Annotated in this window: 19 protein-coding genes; 9 read left to right on the top strand and 10 right to left on the bottom strand. The window is 48.1% G+C overall.

Going from position 1 to position 22,676, the window contains the following annotated elements:
- The 4 genes from IYN85_RS19050 to IYN85_RS19035 all read left to right on the top strand — a co-directional run.
- On the top strand, positions 1–3,192 hold a 3,192-nt coding region (locus tag IYN85_RS19050; protein ID WP_196160521.1), incomplete at its 5' end, for an HET-C-related protein.
- Positions 3,193–3,199: 7 nt separating this feature from the next.
- On the top strand, positions 3,200–3,877 hold the full coding sequence (locus IYN85_RS19045; RefSeq protein WP_196160520.1) for a hypothetical protein: 678 nt from the start codon (positions 3,200–3,202) through the stop codon (positions 3,875–3,877).
- A 758-nt stretch (positions 3,878–4,635) separates the two neighbouring features.
- A complete protein-coding gene (locus tag IYN85_RS19040) occupies positions 4,636–4,920 on the top strand; it encodes a hypothetical protein (RefSeq protein WP_196160519.1) in 285 nt (94 codons plus the stop codon).
- Between the two features lie 388 nt (positions 4,921–5,308).
- Entirely contained in the window at positions 5,309–5,536 is a 228-nt protein-coding gene (locus tag IYN85_RS19035; RefSeq protein WP_196160518.1) for a hypothetical protein, read from the top strand.
- Positions 5,537–5,673: 137 nt separating this feature from the next.
- Here the strand turns inward: IYN85_RS19035 and mmsB are convergent, their stop codons facing one another.
- From mmsB to IYN85_RS18995, 8 genes are all read right to left on the bottom strand, one after another.
- Complete coding sequence (mmsB, locus tag IYN85_RS19030; protein WP_196160517.1) at positions 5,674–6,882, bottom strand: multiple monosaccharide ABC transporter permease; 1,209 nt, start codon at positions 6,880–6,882, stop codon at positions 5,674–5,676.
- Positions 6,863–8,413, bottom strand: a complete 1,551-nt coding sequence (mmsA, locus tag IYN85_RS19025; protein WP_196160516.1) for a multiple monosaccharide ABC transporter ATP-binding protein — start codon at positions 8,411–8,413, stop codon at positions 6,863–6,865. The genes mmsB and mmsA overlap by 20 nt, the downstream gene beginning before the upstream one ends.
- 65 nt (positions 8,414–8,478) lie before the next feature.
- Positions 8,479–9,537, bottom strand: a complete 1,059-nt coding sequence (gene chvE, locus IYN85_RS19020) for a multiple monosaccharide ABC transporter substrate-binding protein (protein ID WP_196160515.1) — start codon at positions 9,535–9,537, stop codon at positions 8,479–8,481.
- Positions 9,538–10,160: 623 nt separating this feature from the next.
- Complete coding sequence (locus IYN85_RS19015; protein WP_196160514.1) at positions 10,161–11,147, bottom strand: family 43 glycosylhydrolase; 987 nt, start codon at positions 11,145–11,147, stop codon at positions 10,161–10,163.
- 31 nt (positions 11,148–11,178) lie between these two features.
- Complete coding sequence (locus IYN85_RS19010) at positions 11,179–12,189, bottom strand: LacI family DNA-binding transcriptional regulator (RefSeq protein ID WP_230390846.1); 1,011 nt, start codon at positions 12,187–12,189, stop codon at positions 11,179–11,181.
- Between the two features lie 51 nt (positions 12,190–12,240).
- A complete protein-coding gene (locus IYN85_RS19005; protein WP_196160513.1) occupies positions 12,241–13,551 on the bottom strand; it encodes an ABC transporter substrate-binding protein in 1,311 nt (436 codons plus the stop codon).
- A gap of 137 nt (positions 13,552–13,688) precedes the next feature.
- Positions 13,689–14,588: a carbohydrate ABC transporter permease gene (locus IYN85_RS19000; RefSeq protein ID WP_196160512.1), complete on the bottom strand. Its 900-nt coding sequence runs from the start codon at positions 14,586–14,588 to the stop codon at positions 13,689–13,691.
- Entirely contained in the window at positions 14,588–15,454 is an 867-nt protein-coding gene (locus IYN85_RS18995) for a carbohydrate ABC transporter permease (protein WP_196160511.1), read from the bottom strand. The genes IYN85_RS19000 and IYN85_RS18995 overlap by 1 nt, the downstream gene beginning before the upstream one ends.
- A gap of 465 nt (positions 15,455–15,919) precedes the next feature.
- Here IYN85_RS18995 and IYN85_RS18990 point away from each other — a divergent pair, with 465 nt between their 5' ends.
- The 5 genes from IYN85_RS18990 (at position 15,920) to IYN85_RS18970 (ending at position 20,986) form a co-directional block, all read left to right on the top strand.
- Positions 15,920–16,501 (top strand): DUF2239 family protein, encoded by a 582-nt coding sequence (locus IYN85_RS18990; protein WP_196160510.1) that lies wholly within the window; start codon positions 15,920–15,922, stop codon positions 16,499–16,501.
- The gene (locus IYN85_RS18985; protein WP_196160509.1) at positions 16,494–17,882 is read left to right on the top strand and encodes an MATE family efflux transporter; all 1,389 of its coding nucleotides are present in this window, start codon (positions 16,494–16,496) and stop codon (positions 17,880–17,882) included. Before IYN85_RS18990 ends, IYN85_RS18985 begins: the two co-directional genes overlap by 8 nt.
- Positions 17,883–18,004: 122 nt before the next feature.
- Positions 18,005–18,874: a putative selenate ABC transporter substrate-binding protein gene (locus IYN85_RS18980; protein ID WP_196160508.1), complete on the top strand. Its 870-nt coding sequence runs from the start codon at positions 18,005–18,007 to the stop codon at positions 18,872–18,874.
- Entirely contained in the window at positions 18,874–19,542 is a 669-nt protein-coding gene (locus tag IYN85_RS18975) for an ATP-binding cassette domain-containing protein (RefSeq protein ID WP_196160507.1), read from the top strand. The genes IYN85_RS18980 and IYN85_RS18975 overlap by 1 nt, the downstream gene beginning before the upstream one ends.
- Positions 19,532–20,986, top strand: coding sequence for an ABC transporter permease (locus IYN85_RS18970; RefSeq protein ID WP_196160506.1), 1,455 nt, complete (start codon positions 19,532–19,534; stop codon positions 20,984–20,986). Before IYN85_RS18975 ends, IYN85_RS18970 begins: the two co-directional genes overlap by 11 nt.
- A 14-nt stretch (positions 20,987–21,000) precedes the next feature.
- Here the strand turns inward: IYN85_RS18970 and IYN85_RS18965 are convergent, their stop codons facing one another.
- Positions 21,001–21,945 carry a transaldolase family protein gene (locus tag IYN85_RS18965; RefSeq protein WP_196160505.1) on the bottom strand — a complete coding sequence of 315 codons (945 nt, stop codon included), beginning with the start codon at positions 21,943–21,945 and terminating at the stop codon, positions 21,001–21,003.
- A gap of 28 nt (positions 21,946–21,973) precedes the next feature.
- Positions 21,974–22,666: an L-ribulose-5-phosphate 4-epimerase gene (locus IYN85_RS18960; RefSeq protein WP_196160504.1), complete on the bottom strand. Its 693-nt coding sequence runs from the start codon at positions 22,664–22,666 to the stop codon at positions 21,974–21,976.
- Between the last annotated feature and the right edge of the window lie 10 nt (positions 22,667–22,676).

Genomic DNA, 22,676 nt, shown 5'->3' with positions numbered 1-22,676 from the left:
CCCCCAAACGACATCACCATCACCGGTACCGGCAGAGGGGATTTGCTGTTCAGCAACGGCACCGGCGGGTTTAAGATCGACGGCAAAGGCAACATCAAACTGTTCGGCAAACAGATCACTCTGAAAGGCCAGAGCGGCGTCACGTTCGACGGCAACGTTGAATACGAACTGGGTGAAAGCAATGAGCCAGAGAGTGCGAAAACCTTTAAACCAAAACGGGTGAACGATATCGCTCCCTTAGAGCTGGAAACATTCGTAGATTCGAAAGACGTTCTTACGCCCTATGAGCGAAAAATGATTGAACGAAACATCGTCGAGGATGAAACCGAAACGTCTGCTGTTGAATTAAGATCCATTTTCGCGAAAGAACAACTCACCCTAATGGCTCAAAAAGACAGTTTGGCTATGTTTATGGGTGTGTTTATCGATATTTTCGGTTTGGACATTCCAGCAAAGGCTTACGAAGAACTGTACTGGGACGCAAAAGCGGAGCATACAATTCTTACACCACGTTTTGTTGTTAAAAAAACCATTCCACTTGGGTCCGGTATAGCGGCCTTCTTTAACAATGGTTCAAAGCAAGAAATATGGGTATCTGAAAAAGTAATTCGAGATGCTACTGCTGACAACGATAAACGTGGAGAGCTGATGACTATTCTTATCGAAGAATATGGTCATTATCTCGACTACCTATTGCGAAATCATTACGCAAAAACACAACGTCCCGATGCTCTAAAAGACGAAGGAGCTAAATTCGCCTATAACGTTTTACAACTCAATCCACTAGAAAAATCAGATCAGTACTTTGCGGATGCCTTGATCGACGGTGCAGAAGTATCATTAGTCTGGGATTTTTCTGACTTGCACAATGAACTCAAAGCCTATGTCAATGAAGACCGACAGCAGCAAGACGACAATTACGGAGAATTCGAGTTTTATAAAGCCGGTTATATGGGGGTGCATGGTAAGTACGGGCATGGAGATGTGGAGAATGAAGCTTTAAAAGCCCTAGTGGAATTAACTATAAATAAGAATATTGATTTATCTAAAAAAGATGTAGATCGTATTTTAAACACCGTATACCTAGGCAACTGGCTACGCGACTTCTCCCAGTTGGTTGACCCGATGACCGTTCGCCCAATGGCGAATGTAACCGATTCCTTAGACTCGCAGACGCCAGTTAATCCTGGGACCTTCGCCACAAACAACATGAATGAAGAACACACTTCAACCATGGACATCCCTTCTGGCGTTGAGCTCGACTGGTTTAGGTTCAAATTAACTTGGGAAACGGTGCAGTTTCACCCTGTCATGCTTTCAGTAGAAGCTCTGACAACAGTCGTTGAACTCGGTGCAATAAAAGAATTCGTTCATCAGAAAAAAATGACCGAAGAAAATGTTAAGGACTACAACGGACACATAAAGGTCTTTCGTGAACAGTTTTTACCCATTACACCAGACGTTCTTGGTGTCTATCGACCAGAAGAACATATTGATAACCCTCTGGGTCTGGGTCAAACTTCTGAGGGCGGCAACCGAGAGGATAAAACTCTATACCATAAATTTGTCGGATATGTAGCTGACAACCATGAATTGCATGAAATCAACAAAGATTTTGGCATGAAAAACTACATACGCAGCAAACACAAATATCAGATAGAAGGGGAATCGTTTCCAACGGCTTACGAATACATAGTGAAGCAACTCAAAAAGGCTGCGGTTCCAAATGGGCTCAACAACACCCAAGTACTCGTCGACTTCGGTGCCGCAATGCATACTCTTGAGGATTATTTTGCTCACACAAACTACACTGAAATCAGCCTGATTAAATCAATAGAACCTTTCGTATTTCCATGGGTGGACGAAGTAACCGTTGACGGAAATACATTCAAATATAAATACGAAGACCTATACGCCGGCGTTGGTTTTGATGACAAACACTTAATACTGAATACCCATCAAAACGTTCACATAGGCAACAAACCTGCCAACAGACTCGCTAGCTATATACCTGTTGTCACAGGTACTTTTGGTATGATAGATACAGCGGCGAGCGTTCTACCGGTACTGAATCATGTGTTGTTTAACCTAGAATTAACCGCATGGGAAGAAACAAAACCCGGCACCCGTACCTTTAACGATGTACTGATTCTTGAAATCCTCAGAGATATAGACCGTGCCCAAGGTCAAGACAAAACAGGAACCGATGACGATAGCTATGCAGCCAGTTTTGAGATGTTGCTTTCAGTCAGGGATCAGTTCACTCGTTTCAAGAACTATTTACCTGACGCCGTACAAAAAGGCTTTCATTGGGTTAGTGAGCGCATTGGACTAATGTTCAAATTTACGCAATACTTCTTGATTAAGGCTGTCGCTGCAAACTTGAATGACGCACAGGTATTGCTCGATAAAGATTTGGATATGATGGAACTTGGAAAGTTTTCTATTGGAACAAATCCGTCGCATACCCAAGTCGCAAAAGATGACCTTGAAGCACCACTGCATAATCTATCCGCAAAATTAGCAGTTGAAGCCGTTAAGCAAGTAGGTGAAAAAATGATGGATGTCTGGACGAATGCTGGCAGTGTCAATGACGCCATTAAAGTCGTTGATAAAATCATGCGTCACCCAGTTACCTCCACTTGGCAAGATCCTATTGTAGAAGCATGGGCGATGGACCACCGGCAAGAAATATGCATGGCGAGCACGCCCAGTGCAATTATTGACCGCACACTGCATGCCATTGATGAAATGGAAGAGACATTCAAGAATATAGATGACTTCCTTGAGAATCCTGCAACCGTAAAAACTATTGAAAAGTTGGAAGTATTCTTTACAGGCGGAGATGACGACCAGATCAATGACAACGGGGTTTTTAACGCCTTCATCAAAACGGCACGCAAAAAGAGTAAAGCGCAACGTAAGCGAGCAAATGCACTGAAATTAAAGTGGGATGCCAAATACCCAAAGCCTGATTTCTGTAAGTCTGCCATTGAGTCTGACGACACGGAATACAATAACGGCTACATCTACAAAATAAAACCCGGTGATACACTAGGTTCAATAGCCAAGCGTTGCGACAGCAGTATTGCTGAGCTTAAAGAGTTGAACGGCTACACAAACGATACCATTTATGCTGGTCAGGAAATGATTGTTCCAAAACTCATTTTTTCAAGAAACTATTTAGATTAGTTAGCCTATGAACAATTATAGTTGCATTAGAAGCGCTCTATTTACTTACTTAATTCTATTGGCGAGTTGCGCCACCTTGACAGCGTGCTTTGAAGAAAAGAAGGAACAAATAGCTGTTCAAAGCATGCTAAGAGATACACCCGAAGCGCGTAGAATGCTTTCGGCTTTTTCGAAGCAAGCACACCGAATTGAACTTAACGGGTGCAATTTCCGTTACAACGATACCGGTTTTGAATTGGGAGGGGTTTCTGAAAAAATAAAAAACAAACTGGGCGCCCCAGAAAGAGAGGAGCAATCAAACACAAACATTGCCAGCTATTGGCTTGATGGTGCATTAGTTATTCGTGAGAACCTAGCAGACAACAGAATAAACCTGTTCTCAATTAATTTTGAACACACGTATTTCGAAAATACGGAATTTTACGTTTTAGTTGAAGGCACACCTCTAGGCAAAGGTATGACAATGAAGCAATTCGTTGAGTCATCCTTTTATGAGTTTGACCAGTTTGAGTTTGGAAATTTCAGTTATGAAAGGGTTTTCAACAATTGCACAAAACCAATCGTCTATTATTATTCCTCTGATGTTAAATTCAAGTACATAGGTAATGGACATGCCAGGCTGAAGGGCGAACCAGACCTCAGCAATACATCACGTGTGGAATCGCTGGAAGTTAGCTTTTATTAAATTATCCGGTCAATTAGTACTGAGTGTTAGGACCCAGTATCATGAACACCAATTGGCGCAACACAGGAACCCTTCCAATTTGGAAAGACATAGTAGGAAAACACCTTCTCAAGATCGCACCATCAAAGACAAACTGGTAGAAGAATTTTAACGCAATAAAGATCAGATACGACGCATGACAAAAGATCGAGATAAAGCAAAGAATGCCAATAAATACATTGCCATCGAGTTAAAAAAGCACCCACGTAGCATTAGGGATTCGACCAACTTTGGATCACGGGCTTATGCCAAATATTCTTAATGTAGTGGAAAAGCCAAAGACATTAACTATTCGCTCAAAACAACTGAGAACAAACCAGATGAAAATTCGCCGGTGTACCTATACCATAACTAATCTAATAATGGCTACGCTAATAGTCGCCGCAATGGTTTCATCTTGCTCTGAAAATCGAGACCCGAATAAAAATAAGCTTAAAGAAAATCTAACTGAAAAAGAAATAAATCTATCTGAGTTTTCTTAACAAGAAATCCAACTTAGATTCGACACTTGCTCGCTTTATTTAAACGGAAACCCATTTTCAATCAATGAAACAATTACGAACGTTAAGAAAGCACTGGGATTTGAATATAGTATCAGCCATTCCATCTACCCAAAACGAAATATTTACTCTTGGTTCAATGGTGCATTATTAGGGTTTGAGGATGAGTCGGCCGATAAGATAGAGTCGTTTACATATTACTTTGTCAACGATTCCAATATGACTTCTACTTCATATATCGTCATTCAAGGGACTCCACTAAACAGCGATATGACGATGTCTGAGTTTATTGATCAATCAGATTTCAGCTGGGATGATGTCTCATTCGGAAACTCCAGCTATACAATAGAGTTATTACAATGCGATAAACCGGTTAAAGTTTCATTTTGGTCAGATGTCGCTTTTACCTATAGTGGAACAGGCCACGCCAGAGTTAAAGAAGGTCCCGACTTGGAAAATACTAAGAATATCAGGTCTGTTTCCTTTTCATCTGACGAACCTTAAGCATTGCTTTTTAAAATCGACGTTATTTGGTGTACGGAATAAGTGTTCGGGTTGCTGAGCCGTAGCCAAAGCCGGAGCCGGAGCCGGAGCCAGAGCTTGACGTCCAAGGAGAGATAAAGTTGTAGCAACTGCTAATTGCAGAGGATTTCTCAGGCATCACATTGCGATAGACCTATTGAGTACAAACTAACCTCGGACGTGCCTCTCACCTATTCTGGTGGCGGACACCAAATGTTTAAAGATGGTGGGGTGAACCTTGCGAACACTAATCCCGTCGAGTCGCAATATATTTCATATATCGATTGACGGTTTATTGCGCATTATTTGAGAGCACAAAGTCAAATCAGTGACCAGTGGAAAAACGATTCAACCAAAGGAGAAACAAAACATGGATTCATACAAGTCGTTAAAAGAACTCAGCTTTAAGCAAAAAATGCAGCTGCAAAACCTTTATAAGAAAGAAGCAAGCGGCGAAGCGATATCGCAAGAAGAACAAGATCTTCTGGATGCGTTACGCGATGAATGGCAACAAGCCAGCCGGCAATCGTCTGCATTGAAACCCATCATTATTCTGCTGCTGATAGCCGCGGCTATCCGGGTTTTCTACCCTGGTTAACCTGTGAGGGAGCCGATTGGCGTTTCGCGGAGATGTGCCTCATTGGCTACCCGTCATGTCCGAATGAGCTTTGCAAAGAAACAGTTACACAAAAAAAGCCCGCCAAACTCAGGCGGGCTAATAGGCTTAACGACCCTCTACGCAGATTTATTCTTGTTGTAGACGTCAAATATCACTGCCGCCAACAACACCAAACCTTTAATCACCTGTTGCCAATCAATGCCGATCCCCATAATCGACATACCATTATTCATAACACCCATAACCAAAGCACCGATAACAGCACCCGTTACCTTACCAACACCACCTTGCATCGACGCACCACCGATAAACACAGCAGCAATAACGTCGAGCTCAAATGCCAGACCCGCTTTCGGTGTTGCGGTATTTAGCCGCGCGGCGAAAACCAACCCAGCTAAGGCTGCCAACATGCCCATATTCACAAACGTGAAGAAGGTCAGACGCTTAGTGTTAATACCTGAAAGCATGGCCGCTTTTTCATTACCGCCAATGGCGTAAATGCGGCGACCGACGGTTGAGCGGTTGGTAAAAAAGGTATAGGCGGAAATCAACAGCGCCATGATGATCAAGACATTCGGCAAGCCTTGATACGTCGACAACAGATACAGGATATAACCGGCCGCCACCGACAATACAATGTTTTTAATCAGGAAGAACTGCAATGGCTCAACGGCGATCTGATGGGCTATCTGGTTTTTCCGTTGCTGATACCCTGTGATGAACAGAAAGGCGATCAACCCCATGCCGATCAAAAAGGACGTTACATGAAAACCACCAGCACCAAAGAAATCGGGTATAAAGCCAGAGCTCAGGCGCTGGAACGTATCCGGGAACGGCCCTACTGACTGACCATTCAACAACGCCAGCGTCAGCCCCTTGAACACCAACATGCCCGCCAGAGTTACAATAAAGGCGGGGATGCGATAGTAGGCTACCCAATACCCTTGCGCAGCGCCAATCAGGCCGCCCATAACCAAACAGACCAGAACCGCCGGAATAATCGGCCAGTTCAAATTCACCATAAGCACGGCGGCCAAGGCGCCAATAAAACCTACCACAGAGCCGACAGACAAATCGATATGTCCGGCAACAATCACCAGCAACATGCCAATCGCCATGATGATGATGTAGCTGTTTTGCAACACAAGGTTGGTCAGGTTCAACGGCTTCAACAACACTCCGTCGGTTAGAAATTGGAAAAACAACATGATAACGACCAACGCCATCAACATACCGTATTCACGGATGTTACCTTTCCAGGATTTGGTCAACACGCGTGAACCATTGGTCACCGGTGCAGACAACTCAGTGGACTGCGTCGACATAGTCTTTACTCCCCGCTTGCATAATAATGGACATAATGGCTTCTTGTGAGGCATCGTCTGCCGTTAATTCACCGATCATTTCACCTTCGTTCATGACATAAATCCGGTCACACATGCCGAGTAACTCGGGCATTTCCGAAGAGATCATCAACACGCCTTTTCCGGCTGCCGCCAGCTGATCGATGATGGTGTAAATTTCGTACTTCGCGCCGACATCAATGCCGCGCGTGGGCTCATCCAAAATCAACACATCCGGGTTGGAGAACAACCATTTCGACAACACCACTTTTTGTTGATTACCGCCGGACAAATTGACTGTTTTCTGATGTACGTTGGCACACTTAATATTCAGGTCAGTCCGATATTTTTCGGCCACACCGGATTCCTGCGTCGCGTCGATCACACCTCGGTTTGACACGCCGTTCAGGTTTGCCAGCGAAATGTTTTTCACGATGTCTTCGATCAACACCAGGCCATAATTCTTGCGATCTTCCGTGACGTACGCCAATCCGGCTTTCACGGCGCTGTCGACGGTATCCAGTTTTACCGATTCGCCGCGTAACTTAACCTCGCCGGATATTTGCCGACCGTACGACCGACCAAACAGACTCATGGCTAATTCCGTTCTGCCCGCGCCCATGAGCCCGGCAATGCCGACCACTTCACCTTTGCGCACGTTCAGGCTCGCATTCTTGACCACCTGACGGTCGTGTTTCATGTGGTGGAAAACGTTCCAATCGTTCACTTCCAGAACCACGTCACCCACTGTTGCTGTCTTGGGTGGAAAGCGGTCTTCCAACGCGCGGCCCACCATGTGCCGGACAATATCCGCTTCCTGAATCGGGTTGGTTTTGCAATCCATAGTCGTGATCGACGCGCCATCACGGATAACCGTAATGGAGTCCGCGACTTTGCGTACTTCGTTTAATTTATGGGAAATCAAAATGGCGGACATGCCCTGTCGTTTGAACTCCAGCAGCAACTCCATTAACGCGTCGCTGTCTTTTTCATTCAAGCTGGCGGTGGGTTCGTCCAAGATCAACAGCTTTACGTTTTTGGACAGAGCCTTGGCAATTTCCACCAGCTGCTGCTTACCAACACCAATATCCAGAATCAGAGAATCGGGTGAGTCAGACAAGCCAACCTTTTGCAGCAGTGCCTGGGTTTTCTTGAAGGTTTGTTCCCAGTTGATCAAGCCCCGTTTGGCCTGTTCGTTTCCCAGGAAAATATTTTCAGCAATCGATAACTGCGGCACCAGCGCCAATTCCTGGTGGATGATGATAATGCCTTTTTGTTCACTGTCGGCAATACCGGAAAAGCTCTGCACGGTATTTTCGAAGACGATGTCGCCGCTGTAACTATCCGCTGGGTGAACACCGCTGAGCACTTTCATCAACGTCGACTTTCCCGCCCCGTTTTCACCGACAATGGCATGAATCTCACCTTCTTCTACCGTCAGATTCACATTGTCCAGAGCTTTAACACCAGGGAATGTTTTGGTGATACCGCGCATCTCTAAAATCGCTGCCATTGCGTACCTCACTTAACGTCAGTAGGAACAGCGCCTGCGCAACGCAGGCGCTTGATACGAGCAAATTACAGTTGCGAGCGCTTGTAGTAACCGCTGTCAATCAGCACAGATTCCCAGTTGGATTTATCAACCAGAACTGGCTTCAACAGATAGGAAGGAACCACTTTGACGCCGTTATCGTACGTTGTGGTGTCATTAATTTCAGGTTGAGTACCTTTCATGATCGCGTTAACCATGCCGACTGTCACACGAGCCAATTCACGGGTATCTTTAAAGATGGTCGCGGTTTGCTCACCGGCGAGAATGGATTTAACCGAAGGAATTTCTGCATCCTGCCCAGAAATGATAGGCATTGGCATACCGGCAGAACCATAACCGACGCCCTTCAGGGAAGACAGAATACCAATACTCAAACCGTCATAAGGTGACAGTACCGCGTCGATACGCTTGTCGGTGTAATGTGCACTGAGCAGATTATCCATACGCGCTTGCGCTACCGCACCATCCCAACGCAGAGTGGAGACTTTGTCCATACCCATCTGCCCAGAAACAACATTCAACTTGCCGCTGTCGATGTATGGCTGCAATACCGACATGGCACCGTCATAAAAGAAATAGGCGTTATTGTCATCCGGTGAGCCGCCAAACAACTCGATGTTAAAAGGACCTTTACCGTTTTTTAAACCCAGAGCAGACTCAATACCCTGCGCTTGCAGAACACCGACCTGAAAGTTGTTGAACGTCGCGTAATAGTTAACGTTGGCCGAGTCACGGATGAGTCGGTCATACGCAACAACCTTAATGCCAGCGTCAGCAGCTTTTTGCAATGCGCTGGACAGCGTTGTGCCGTCAATCGCTGCAATCACGAGCACGTCAACACCCCGCACAATCATGTTTTCAACCTGAGACAGCTGTGTCGGAATGTCGTCTTCCGCGTATTGCAAATAGGTTTTGTAACCGGCGTCTTTGAATTGTTCGACCATGTTATTGCCGTCGGCAATCCAACGGGAAGATGATTTAGTCGGCATGGAAATACCAACGGTATCTTTCGCCAAGGCAGATGTAGCAACCAGTGACATACTGGCGGCGAGTGCCGCCGTGAGCAGGGATTTCATCATTTTCATTGTATTACTCCATGGCGATCCGTGAATCGCACCTTTTATTTTTATCGTATGGATGGCTCTGGTACCCGCCGGTTTTGCGCCCCCGATCCAAGTACCTAAATCGAGTTTATCGAGCCTGAAAACGTATTCACACCGATGCAAAGCGATGTAGCCGTTTCATCCATAAACTCAGCAATAAATCGGCAGAAATGGGTTTATTGTCCTAATCATGAAATCGCCAACGGCTGAAAAATATCTGGACGCGTTATACGTTAGTCTTATCCAGAGCAACCCTGTCAAATACAAACGACGCAATCTCTTCAAAGCATTGGCTGACCCGTAAGTTGGTCGCAGGAAATAGCGAGTCATGTGCAAAACTTACAACAATGCACAACCTTTGCGTTGTAAGTCCCAAAGGGCGGTGCTGAATTGACCGATGTTAGAGCGAGTTGATGAATTTCACCGCCGTAACGTGGCTCGCAGAGGGTGAACATTTAGCCTGTCTGGCCGATGGCAGCGCCATGGCTATACAAAGGCAGTGACTATGTCAGCATTTAGCTTTCGAAGGAAAAAAACAGATACGGTAAAAAATCTGGCAGGCCATACGAATGTTCTGCCAGAAAGGGAAAAAGCGTTATTTAATGTCACAAAACCACATCGCAGATATCCGATGCATGCAGTTCAATTTGCTGTTGCGGGCGACCAAACACCGGCTCACCCTGTTCATTCCAACGCAATACCTGCACACAGGTATGACGATTTGGGTCCCAAAGGGGATCACCTTCGATATTTTTATAATTGCGAGCGTGGTAAACCAGGTAGTCGGTTTGACCATCTTGGCTTCGGGTAAAGCTATTGTGGCCAGGCCCGTATATCTTGCGCTGTTCGTCTGTTTGAAAAACGGGTTCAGACGCTTTATGCCATTGGCCTGCATCCAGCGGATCCGAGTCTTCGTCGATGGACAATAGTCCCATACAGTATCGCTCGTCCGTCGCACTGGCTGAATAGGTCACAAAAATCTTGCCGTAACGATGGATGACTGAAGGACCTTCGTTCACTAAAAAACCCTGCACTTCCCAGTCATATTCCGGCGCAGACAACATGACCGGCGGAGAAGACAATTTCGTCGCACTTGCCATCGTCGCGATATACAAACAAGAATTTCCGGGCCTATCTGGGCTTTTCTGAGCCCAGAGGTAATACCACTGATCCCTAAGTTTGAAAATAGTCGCATCTAAGCAAAAAGAGTCGATTCCCGAATCCACTTGGCCGCCAAAGACCCAACTTGATGCTAAAGGATTATCATCGTAGCAAAGCAAAGCGTACATACGATGTTGAAAGGCATCGTCTTTGACTTCTCGGTTCGGGGCCGCGGCAAAATAAATAACCCAATGAGTATCCATAAAATGGATTTCGGGCGCCCATATTAAATCTGAATAAGGTCCGGAATCGGGTTTTGTCCACACCGTCACCAACTCTGGCGTATTATTCAGAGCCTCAATTGAACGTGCCCGACGAAGCTCAATGCGGTCGTATTCCGGCACCGAAGCGGTAAAGTAATAGTAGCCATCGGAATGCAGATAAATGTGGGGATCTGCGCGGCATTCGATGACGGGGTTTTGAATAGTCATAATAATGTTTTCATCCAACCTCAAATTTAATTCAGGAAGTCACCAAGGCCCTGGACGATTCACGTTCATAAAGTTCGCCCTCAACCTTAATCACGGGAAATTCCGGGGAAGTATCATCCAGAATTTGATCGACAGCCATGCGGCCCATTTCGTCATAAGGTAATTCAACGCTACTCAAACTCGGGCTTATTTCCGTCGCCAGTAACTGGTTATCGTACCCGATCACAGCAATATCCTGAGGTACGCGCAGTCCTCGTTGTTGAAGCGCTTGATAAACACCAAGCACCATTAAATCGCTCGCGCAGAAAATCGCGTCAGGCAGGCTTGGTAAAGCCAACAACGATTGTGTCGCCAGGAACGCTTGTTTCACCGACCAGTTACCGTACACAATTGAGTGGTCGTTAACCGGCAGTCCATGGTTGGCCATGGCCTGTCGGAAACCTTTTTCCCGGTCAATCGAAGATAATGACCAGGACTCACCACACACCATGGCAATTTTTCGGTAACCTGCGTTGATCAAATGCTCGCACGCTCGAAAACCACCCAACGAATCGGCTGGTAACAGAGCCGGTATTTTGTCGCTGCCACTGTCATAGCAATTCAACAACACTCGTTTTTCCAGCGTTAACACTTCGCTGCTGTCAATCTCACGAGGGGTGTTTGAGGCAAAAATCAGACCCTGGTAATCACCGGTGCGGATCTCATCGAACATTGCCATTTTCAAATCGTCGTTGTCTTCGTAATCAAACACCGACAAAACTGCGTCTCGTTCCCAAGCTCTGGCTTTGGCAGAAGAAATGGCAGATATGAATGGATCATGCATGTTCAGACTGTTTACAACGAGCGCGATACGCGAATGCCGATAGCCATGACGAACAGATTTAAACTGATAACCCAGCTCACGGGCTTTCGCAAATACCCGCTGCTTGGTTTCCTCGGACACCTTCACACTGCCAGATCCATTTAGAATAACGGACACCGTTGGTTGTGAAACCCCGACTTCGGTAGCAATGTCCAACATCGTCACTTTTTTCTTACGCATAATTTCGTCTGCCATTCAGGAGGGGAATGTCCCCTCCGATATTCACACCTGTTACAGATTGCCTAACAGATCGTTCACTCGATCTTCTGCATCTTTCAACGCAGCATCCACCGATTTAACACCGGTAATAGCCGATGCCAGTTCTTCACCAATGATGTCCTGAACCGCGAACTGACGCTTCACACCACCAGGCAACCCTTTGCCACGAGTTGTCACACTCATCAGGCTGGAGCGGTGAGGCAGCGCTTTAAAGTCGGGGTTATCCAGAACCGCTTTCATGCTCGGTAAGTGCCCGGTACGAGACCACTGGTAATCGTTTTCTGCCATAAACTTAAAGAACGCAGCGGTAGCAGCCAGTTCCTTCTTGTTGCGTTTTTTGTTTGGCATAACCCACGAATGCCCATCTACAAACAAATCGTCGTTCGCAAACAGTTGTGGATACGGATACGCCTGGTAAGCATTGTATAACTGACTGTCGGTTTTCTTAGACTCCGCCGTATAAGCACCCAGTAACCAGTTGCCGTTCATCAATATACCGCCTTCACCACCGGAGAACGCAGAAACCGTTGCCGGGTAATCCATATTCTTTGTCGTCAGGCCTTCGTCATAAATCGTTTTGAAGTGATTGACAATGGTACGGGCAGCGTCGGTCTGCAGAGAGATCTTGTTCGGGTCCGCAAAGAAGTTTTCTTCTTGCTGAAACAGATACGTGTAAAACATACGCGTATACGCGGCTGTTTCATTGGACAGGATCTGAATCAGATAAGGCTTGCCGGTTTTATCTTTAAACTGGCGGGCCATCTGCAGCATTTCAGCAGAGCTACCTGGCAACATCGGCGTACCATCAGCCTTCATTAACCCAGCTTGGGCCATCAGGTTGGTGTTAACGTGATACAACATCGTCCATGTGTCCATCGGCAAGCCAAATACTTCACCGTCACGTACGACACCATTCAACGCGGTTGAAGTGAAGTCAGCTGTGTCGATATTGCCCTGCTGCAACAGATCGTTTATCGGTAAAATTAACCGACGGGATTGGTAGTCAGCAATGACAGAGTTATGCATAGTCACCAGATCTGGTGGCGTACGGCTGGCCATTTGCGCCGTTAACTGATCATACCCGGGCCACTCAACCGTGGTGACTTTGACGTCGATATCTGGATTTTCCGCCGCAAATTTATTGATCAGCGAGGTCATGATGCCGCATTCACCTTCAGCTGCATCAACGTTGGTATTTTCACCATACTCCGCTTCGCACGCACCAAAAAAGCGTTGAAGGTGCAGTTCTGTTTTTGCCAGCGCCTGGCCAGTTGTCATACATGTCGCTAACGCGACTGGGATTAACCATTGTTGTTTAATCATGTTATAAACCCTTTCAGTTTTCTTGTTTATAGTGGTTTAAGTTTCAACATTTTTATGCAAATTTGCGCATACCTGACAGGTCAGGTGTGATGATCGGATTCTCCTTACCCAACCATCGGAAACACTCGTTTCTTTCTTTATTGCTTCACCGCGCCACCGGCAACGGCCGTTACAATATGTTTTTGGAACAAGACATAGACGATCAAAATAGGCAATGCCGAGAAGATGGCTTGCGAGGCAAGAAAGCCCAACCCTTCACTCTGTGCAAAGTTCTGCTGTGAAGAAGCAATACCAACGGTCAATGTAAACATGTCTTGTTCTGTGGCCGAAATAAGTGGCCAGAAATAGTCGTTCCACGATGTCAGGAACGTTAATATGCCCAAGGTCGCCTGCGCAGGTAGCGTCAGTGGTAACAGGACACGCCAAAAAATGGTTATCTTACTGGCGTTGTCTAACATTGCTGCTTCATCAATTTCGCGGGGAATCGCCTTGAAAAACTGCGTCATCAGAAAAACACCAAAGGGCGCGGACAGACCTGGCAGAATGAGTCCGGCATAAGTATTGTGCAATGACATTGAACTGAAAATCTGATGCCGAGCGATAATCACGGCTTGCTCAGGCACCGCCAACCCCATCAGTACAATGACGAAAATCGTGCGTTTAAAAGGGAACTCCAATCGTGCGAAGGCATAGCCCGCCAGCGATGACAAGAGCAGCACACCGGTTGTCATACCGATCGACACCACAAGGCTGTTCGTCAACCAACGAAACACATGTGAATTTTCGAAAATGTCCGCGTAATTTTTTAGCGTATAGGGAAACCGGAATACCGCATCGGTTCCCATCATTAATTCCTGGTTCGACTTTAAACTCAAACCGACGGTCCATAAAAAAGGTGCCAGCATAACGACAGACAGAACCACCATCATGACAATAAGCATATGCTTAACACCAATACGGCTGATCAATTCAGATAGCGACATCGAATGCACTTTGCGGGCGGGGCCAGACTTTTTCATTAAAGGTAACTGAGTCATCACGCATCCCCCTGTCGACGACTTAACGCGAATTGCGCCATAGCGGCAATCAGTATCAATAGAAACAAAATTTGTGAGGCCGCGGCCGCTGAACCAATATCCCAACGACGGAAACCAGCGTCGTAGATAAACATCACGATGGATCTCGACGTGTTATTCGGTCCACCTTGAGTCATCAACAGAGCCTGACCAAATAATTGAAACTGCATCACGATTTCGATGATGATCACCAACACAATGGTGCGGCCGATAGACGGTAAGGTAATCTTGAAAAATTCATTCCATCGATTCGCACCATCGATGGCGGCAGCCTCGTAAAGATCTTTGGGAATCTGTTGCAGCGCAGCGACAAACAGCATCATTGGCAACCCCAGACACCACCAGATTGTTGCGATCGCCACTGAGATCAGCGACCAATCCGGGTCCGATAGAAACGCAATCGGCTCCCATCCAAAAACATTGAATAAGTTCGCCATCACTCCGTCATTGGGTATAAAGATGATGCGCCAGATCAAGGTAACCACGGTGACAGAAAGTACCGTTGATGAGAAAAAAATACCCCGCAATAGACTTGGCAACGGGGCTTCTTTATTCAGCGCCAACGCCAGCCCTAACCCTAAGACAACCAAGGGTGGCACCGTAATCAGGACAAATTTAAACGTGTTCCCGACAGTTTGAAGAAAGATCTTATTCGCAAACAATCGACGATAGTTATCTAACCCAACAAATTCCCCAGGACCAAAGAGATCCGCTTTTTGCAGACTCAGGTTAATCCCCCAAAACAGGGGGATGACCACCATAGCAACAAAGACGATGAGGTAAGGTGCTAAAAAGGCATAACCAGCCCAGTCAATGCGTTTATTCATGACTCGCCTCCACGGCAGATACCACTGGGTTGTGGCGACGGCTTTTGTTACCCCTGCCGAAGGGTGTCATTGCATATTTCATATCGAATACTCCGGGTAATCATCGACTCACAATGAGTTACCAGTTTTTTTGTTGTTTTCGCATCTGCCGATAATAATATTACTAATAATATTAGTAAGGCAGGAGTTTCTAGCCATAAACATGGACAATTTGGGAATTTATTCGTGAACACAGCACTTGAACGGTGATTGACTCGGGAGTGCTGACCAACCATGATGCATGGTTGATCAGTTCACCAAACCATAGAGTTCGGCCAGGCGCCGCTTAAATCAGGCTCTACACGCTTTATTGCCCTCTTCGCTTTACTGCACTGACCATGAGTCTCCTTATTTTTACCCCGGTAAATTTGATTTTTTATTTTACCTGGGTAAAATGCTTTCACCTTGATTTAAATGAGAATTCTCATGTCGACCGAATACATCACCATTTACGACCGAAACATCCTCGCCCGCGGCGATTTAGCCGCGGTCATTGAACAAACCAAAGCCACCGCGCCCAATATTGAGCCCATGGTGTTTGCACTGGACAATTGCAAACGGCTTGAATTCAGCTGGCATGGCAGCGCACAGGCCGTGCTTGAGCAGGCCAATACCGTCCTGTCACCAGCCGAAGCCTCAGCCCCGTCAAAACGGGGCCGACCCAAACTCGGGGTGACCTCCAAGGAAGTCACCCTGTTACCCAGACACTGGGAATGGTTGGCCACACAACGCGGAGGAGCGTCAGTGACGTTACGCCGATTGGTCGACCACGCCATGAAGAACGCCTCACCGGAAGAACGTATTACGGTGCTGCAAAACCAATTGCACGGGTTAATGTCGGTATTCGCAGACGCGCCCGGCTTTGAAGAGGCCACCCGCGCGTTGTATCGCAACAGCAAAGTCAGCTTTACGCAGGCGATTGCCGCGTGGCCAGAAGATTTTCAACAGATCGTGATGGACAAATTCAACGCCATCAGCGCAATTCATCAGGGACCCAAAGATGACTGAAACCACCCATAACAACGTTTACCTCAACGGCTCACTAGCCTCGGTATTTGCCAAAACCGCCGCGCCCATCATTTTAATGATGCTGGTTAACGGGTCGTTTAATCTGGTCGATGCCTACTTCCTGGGGATTTTTGTCGGTGCTGACGCGCTGACGGCGGTCACCGCCATGTTCCCAGCCTTTATGCTGATCGTTGCGCTGTCCACGCTAGTGTCTAATGGTTTCGCCAGTGTGATGGCGCGAACCTTGGGTGCGGGCGACACTCAAGACGCCAAAGAAACATTTGCGCAAGCCATCACCCTGTCATTATTGGTTTGTGTGGTGTTAATTGTTTTGTTTATCAGCGCCGGCAAAACAATGACCCTTATGGCCAACAATAACTCGCAAACGTTGGCGGATATGAGTTACCTGTACATTGCCATTCTGGTGTTTGCGTCACCACTGACATTTACGTTATCGATTAATGGTGACTCTTTGCGTTGTGAAGGTCACATCGGTTTTATGGCGTTGGTGTCTTTATCGTCCGTGTTGCTAAACGCCGTACTCAACTATCTGTTCATTGCGCAATTGCACATGGGCGTTGCCGGTTCGGCTTATGGCACCATATTGGCGCAGGCGCTGTCGTTGATTCCGGTGTTCTGGTTCCGTCGCCGACCGACCAACCATCTGAACATTCAGGTTATGCGCGTGTCGCCTCGTCGGCATCACTGGCGCGAATTCCTGGCGCTGGGTACGCCGTCCAGTCTGACTTACATTGGTGTCGCGCTGATGTCCGCTGCCATTTTGTTTAACCTGCAAAAATGGAGTGTCAATCACTATGCCACCACCGTGGGTGCCTACGGCATCATCACCCGGCTGAATACCTTTATATTCTTGCCGTTATTGGGTTTGAGTATGGCGTTTCAGAGTATTGTCGGGAACAACGTTGGCGCTAAAAATTACCAACGCACCAACAGCAGTATCAAAATAGCGCTCATCGCAGCGCTCGTGTATTGCACCAGCATCGAAGCCATTCTCTGGTTGTTACGGCATCAAATTGGGGGCTGGTTTGTGGACGATATGGCCGTCACCAACGAGGTGGCACGTATATTACCGGTATCGATTTTAGCGCTGTTTTTATTGGGCCCGCTGTTAATGGTATCGATGTTTTTTCAAAGCATCGGGGACGCATTGAGAGCAGGTATATTAGGTTTATCTAAAACCTACCTGTTCGCCTTACCGCTGATGTTCACGCTGCCGATGTTTTTCGGCGAATGGGGGATCTGGTACGCCAGCCCGGGCGCCGAAGCTCTCGCGTTACTGCTGACACTGTGGGTGTTGTTTAAACGACGACAAAAACTGGCGTTCCGTTACGGCTTACTCTACCCGGATAATCACGCATAAATCGTTCATTTTTGTGAACCACTGTCGACAGCGGCGGCTGTCGACGGTTGGTTATTCCACAGGCAACCGATATACTCGCGTCCGTTTTTTATTCCCCTGAATCAATTCACACGGACGAACTCATGTTTAATTTTTCCCGACGCTTTATTACCGCAATCACCACGGTTATTTTAGCCTTTTCATCACTGGCGGCTGCACAAACCTTCACCTTTACCGCCATTCCCGACGAAGATGAATCCCGCTTGCAGGAACGCTTTAACAAAGTCGCCGATTACTTAAGCGCCGAACTGGGCATCGAAGTGAATTACATCCCTGTTAAGTCTTACGCGGCGGCCATCACAGCGTTTAAAAATAATCAGGTACAGTTAGCTTGGTTTGGTGGTTTGTCCGGCGTGCGTGCCCGTCTTCAGGTACCAGGTTCCGTGGCTATTGCACAAGGCTATGAAGACCAGTTCTTTAAAACCTATCTGATTGCGCACCACTCTACCGGCCTGACGGCTTCGGAAAATTTCCCGGCGGACATCACAGAAAAAACGTTCACCTTCGGTGCCAAGGGTTCCACCTCTGGTCGACTGATGCCGGAATTTTATATTCGCGAATTTTTCAACGCAGCACCGGAAGATATTTTCCGACGCGTCGGTTTTGCCAACGATCACAGCCAAACCATTGCACAGGTACAAGCCGGTGCGTATCAGGTGGGCGCGGTAAATTATAAGGTTTGGGAAAATGAACTGGCTGCGGGCCATATCGACCCAAGCAAGATCAGCGTTATCTGGAGCACACCAACCTACCCGGATTACCAATGGACCGTACGCGGCGATTTAAACGACAGCTTTGGTGACGGCACCATTGAGAAAGTTCAACGTGCGTTGTTGAACATGACCGACCCAGACTTACTGGCCAGTTTCCCTCGTGCCTCTTTTGTGCCGGCCAGCAACGCCGACTACCTGCCCATTGAAAAAACGGCGCAAGCCATCGGCCTGCTCGACTGATGAACGCAGCAGCCCCGCGTTTTTCCCTGCACCGGGCGTCACTGACGCTCGGTGTACATCAGGTACTCAACGACATTTCACTGACCATTCACGATGGTGAAAAAATTGCGATAGTGGGTCCCTCCGGTGCCGGAAAAACGAGCTTGCTCAATACGCTGTTTCAACAACAGCGCGCACACGTGGCCTTGTGCCCTCAGGCCGATGCGCTGGTCGATATTCTGTCGGTTTATCACAACATCTATATGGGCCAGCTGGAACAACATTCCTCGTTGTATAACCTGCTGAATCTTGCGCGCCCCTTTGCCAAGCCCCGGGCAGAAGTAGCGGACATCGCCAACCGTTTGGGAATCGGCGATAAACTGCGCCACAGTGTCGACCGACTATCCGGCGGACAACGCCAACGGGTCGCGATCGGTCGCGCGTTGTACCGGCAGTGTACGGTTTTTCTGGGCGACGAACCGGTTTCCAGTTTGGACCCAGTGCAAAGTGAATCCATTCTGCGCCAGGTTCTGGATAAGCACACCACCGTTGTGGTAACCCTGCACGATGTGTCTCTCGCGGTAACGCTGTTCGACCGGATCATCGGTTTAAAACAGGGCGCGATTTATTTTGACCATCCGGCATCGCAGGTATCCGATGCGGATCTGGCCGCACTCTATGACCAATAGTGGTCAACGTTATACGCGGTTAACCTTTGGCCTTGTCGCGCTGGCGATACTGTGTCTGCCGTTAGCCGATCTGGAAATTTTTGCAGTAGAACCCTGGATTGAATTGAAACGAATGGCACTGGGGTTTGTTCACCCAGACATGCAGGCTTTTCGTTATCTGTTACCGGCGCTCGGGCAAACCGTTGCCTTTGCGTTTCTGGCGGTGGCCGGTGCCGCGCTTATTGGTCTGCTGGCGTCGATATTTTTTCATTGGCGCATCATCCGCTTGTTGTGTGCCGCCACACGTGCCGTTCACGAACTGTTCTGGGGTCTGCTGTTTATGCAGGTCTTCGGGTTGTCCGCCACCACTGGGCTGCTGGCCATTCTGGTTCCGTTTGCCGGAACGTTCGGCAAAATGTTCGCGGAAATTTTTGAGCAGCAATCCACCGCCAGTCACCGCAGTACCTCGGTGCGTACCGATCGCATCAGTCTGGCCGCGTACACATGGGTGCCGCAGTCCTGGCCTGCGTTGGTCAGCTACACCCGGTATCGCTTCGAGTGTGCGTTGCGCTCCAGCACCATTTTAGGTTTTATCGGTTTACCCACGCTGGGGTTTTACCTGGAAACAGCCTTCAGCCAAGGGAACTACGGCGAGTCGGCTTTGCTGTTGATTGTTTTTTACTTGCTTATTGCCAGCATCCGTTGGTGGATGCAACAACGCCTGCTGCTGGTGTATCTGGTCGCTGCGATTCTGCTGATGCCCGACTCCCCATCGACCCACGCCAGCCTGTGGACATTCCTCAGTCAGGATATCTGGCCGCAAGCGTTACGCGCGGGCGAGTGGTCAGCCGCCGCGTCCTGGTATCAGCAACAACTGTTTTCCGTTGCTTTGCCCGCCACCGTCAACACATTGGTACTGTCACAAATCGCGTTAGTCGGCAGTGGCGCATTGGCCTTGCTGATGTATGGTTTCGCCAGCCCGAAACTGTTTTCGGCCACCGGCTACCGCTTGGGACATTTGGTGCTGTTGATTCTGCGTTCAACGCCGGAAATGGTGCTGGCGTTTGTGCTACTTTTATTGTTAGGCCCGTCCATGTTACCCGCCATCACCGCGTTAAGCCTGCACAATGGTGGGCTCATCGGTTACCTGCTGGCGAAGCAAAGTGAAACGCTTAAATTAAGACCGGACGCGCCAAAAGGGCTCAACCTGTTTGGCTATGAACTCACGCCACGATTGTATTCACACTTTCTGTCGCTGTTGTTGTATCGCTGGGAAGTGATTATGAGAGAGTCCGCGATTCTCGGCATTCTTGGTGTGACCAGTCTGGGCTTTTACATCGACTCGGCTTTTGAAGACATCCGCTACGACCGAGCAGCGTTTCTCATTGCCATTGCGGCGTTGTTAAATATCGGCGTCGACGCGCTGTCGCGTCGACTCCGTTCACTCGGTCATTTATCGTCCTGATCACCTCAGCCCTTTTACAGGGTTTCGATCAACTCCCGCAAGCGTTGATGGTCCTGATAAAACAACCGGATGCCTTCGGCCAGTTTTTCGCTGCTCATCGGATCATCATTCAGCGCCCAGCGAAACGCAGCTTCAGAGACATCGATATCATCATCAACAAAGCTTTGTACAACCTGCTCAATCATCAACTTATTCACCGTCGCATCGCTTTGTGCCAACTGAGCAAGTAACGCCGGGCTGATGGTCAAACGGTCGCAACCTGCCAATTGCAGCACCTGATCTGTCGAGCGAAAACTCGCGGCCATCACCACGGTTTTTAACTGGTGCTGTTTAAAATACTGATAAATCCCCTTAACCGATTGCACGCCTGGATCCAGCGCTGGGTCTGCGGGTAAGTCACCTTGCTTTTGGTACCAATCCTGAATACGGCCAACAAACGGCGAAATTAAAAACGCACCCGCTCGTGCCGCCGCAACGGCCTGAATACGGTGGAACACCAAGGTCACGTTGCATTTATAACCCATTGCTTCCAAACGGCGTGCTGCTTCAATACCTTCGTACGTGGCTGCGACTTTAATCAGAATACGTTCCGGGCTGACGCCGTGCTCTTGATAATACCGCATCAATTTTTCGCCATTGCGGACCATCGCGTCCGCATCGAACGACAAACGAGCGTTCACCTCGGTCGACACGTAACCCGGCACCAGTTGGCTCAGAGACACACCGAAATCCACCGCGATACGGTCGATCGCATCGTCTTGCCAATCCTCTGGGTTTTGCGCTTTCGCTGCCGCCACACAAGCGGCCATGCGGGTTTGTGTTTCCCCAGACTGTGCCGCTTTTAAAATCAAAGACGGATTGGTGGTGACATCGGTCGGTTTGAAGTCTCGGATTTGAGTGACGTCACCGGTATCGGCGACGACGGTCGAAAATTGTTTTAATTGCTCAAGTTGATTCAACGGACTGTCCTTCATAGTATCTGGTCAGTTATTTTTGACCGTAATAGGCATTTTTGCCGTGTTTACGCAGATAGTGTTTATTGAGTAGCGCGCTGTTGAGCCGGGCCACGTCCTGGTTAATCAACAGGGTTTTCAACGCCATGTTGGCCACTTCTTCAATAACCACCGCATTGTGCACCGCGTTATCCGCGTCGCTACCCCACGCAAAAGGCGCGTGCTCTTTCACCAGCATGCCGGGGATCGACAACGGCGGTGTTTCACCGAGGGTTTCGATCATCACCAGCCCGGTGTTTCGCTCATAATCGCCATCGATTTCAGCGTCGGTCAACGCACGGGCACACGGAATGTCGCCATAAAAATAATCGGCGTGCGTGGTGCCCAACGCCGGAATGGCTTTACCGGCTTGCGCCCAGGCTGTCGCATTCGTGGAATGGGTATGGACAATTCCGCCAATATCCGGGTACGCCTGATACAGTGCCAGATGCGTCGGTGTATCCGACGAGGGTTTGTATTGACTGTCGATCACCTGACCCTTCAAATCCACCACGACCATGTCACTCGCGCGCATGGTCTCGTAAGGGACACCACTGGGTTTGATCACAAACACACCCAGCTCGCGGTCGATTCCGCTGACATTTCCCCAGGTAAAGGTTACCAGCCCGTGCTCTACTAACGCCAAATTGGCGCGGAATACCTGTTCTTTCAGTTGCGCTAACGTCATCACCGGTTGC

The sequence above is a fragment of the Reinekea sp. G2M2-21 genome (assembly GCF_015687175.1).
In the GTDB taxonomy this organism is placed as follows: domain Bacteria; phylum Pseudomonadota; class Gammaproteobacteria; order Pseudomonadales; family Natronospirillaceae; genus Reinekea.
The sequence above is the reverse complement of the archived record's forward strand: the minus strand, read 5'-3'. Positions and strand labels throughout refer to the sequence as shown.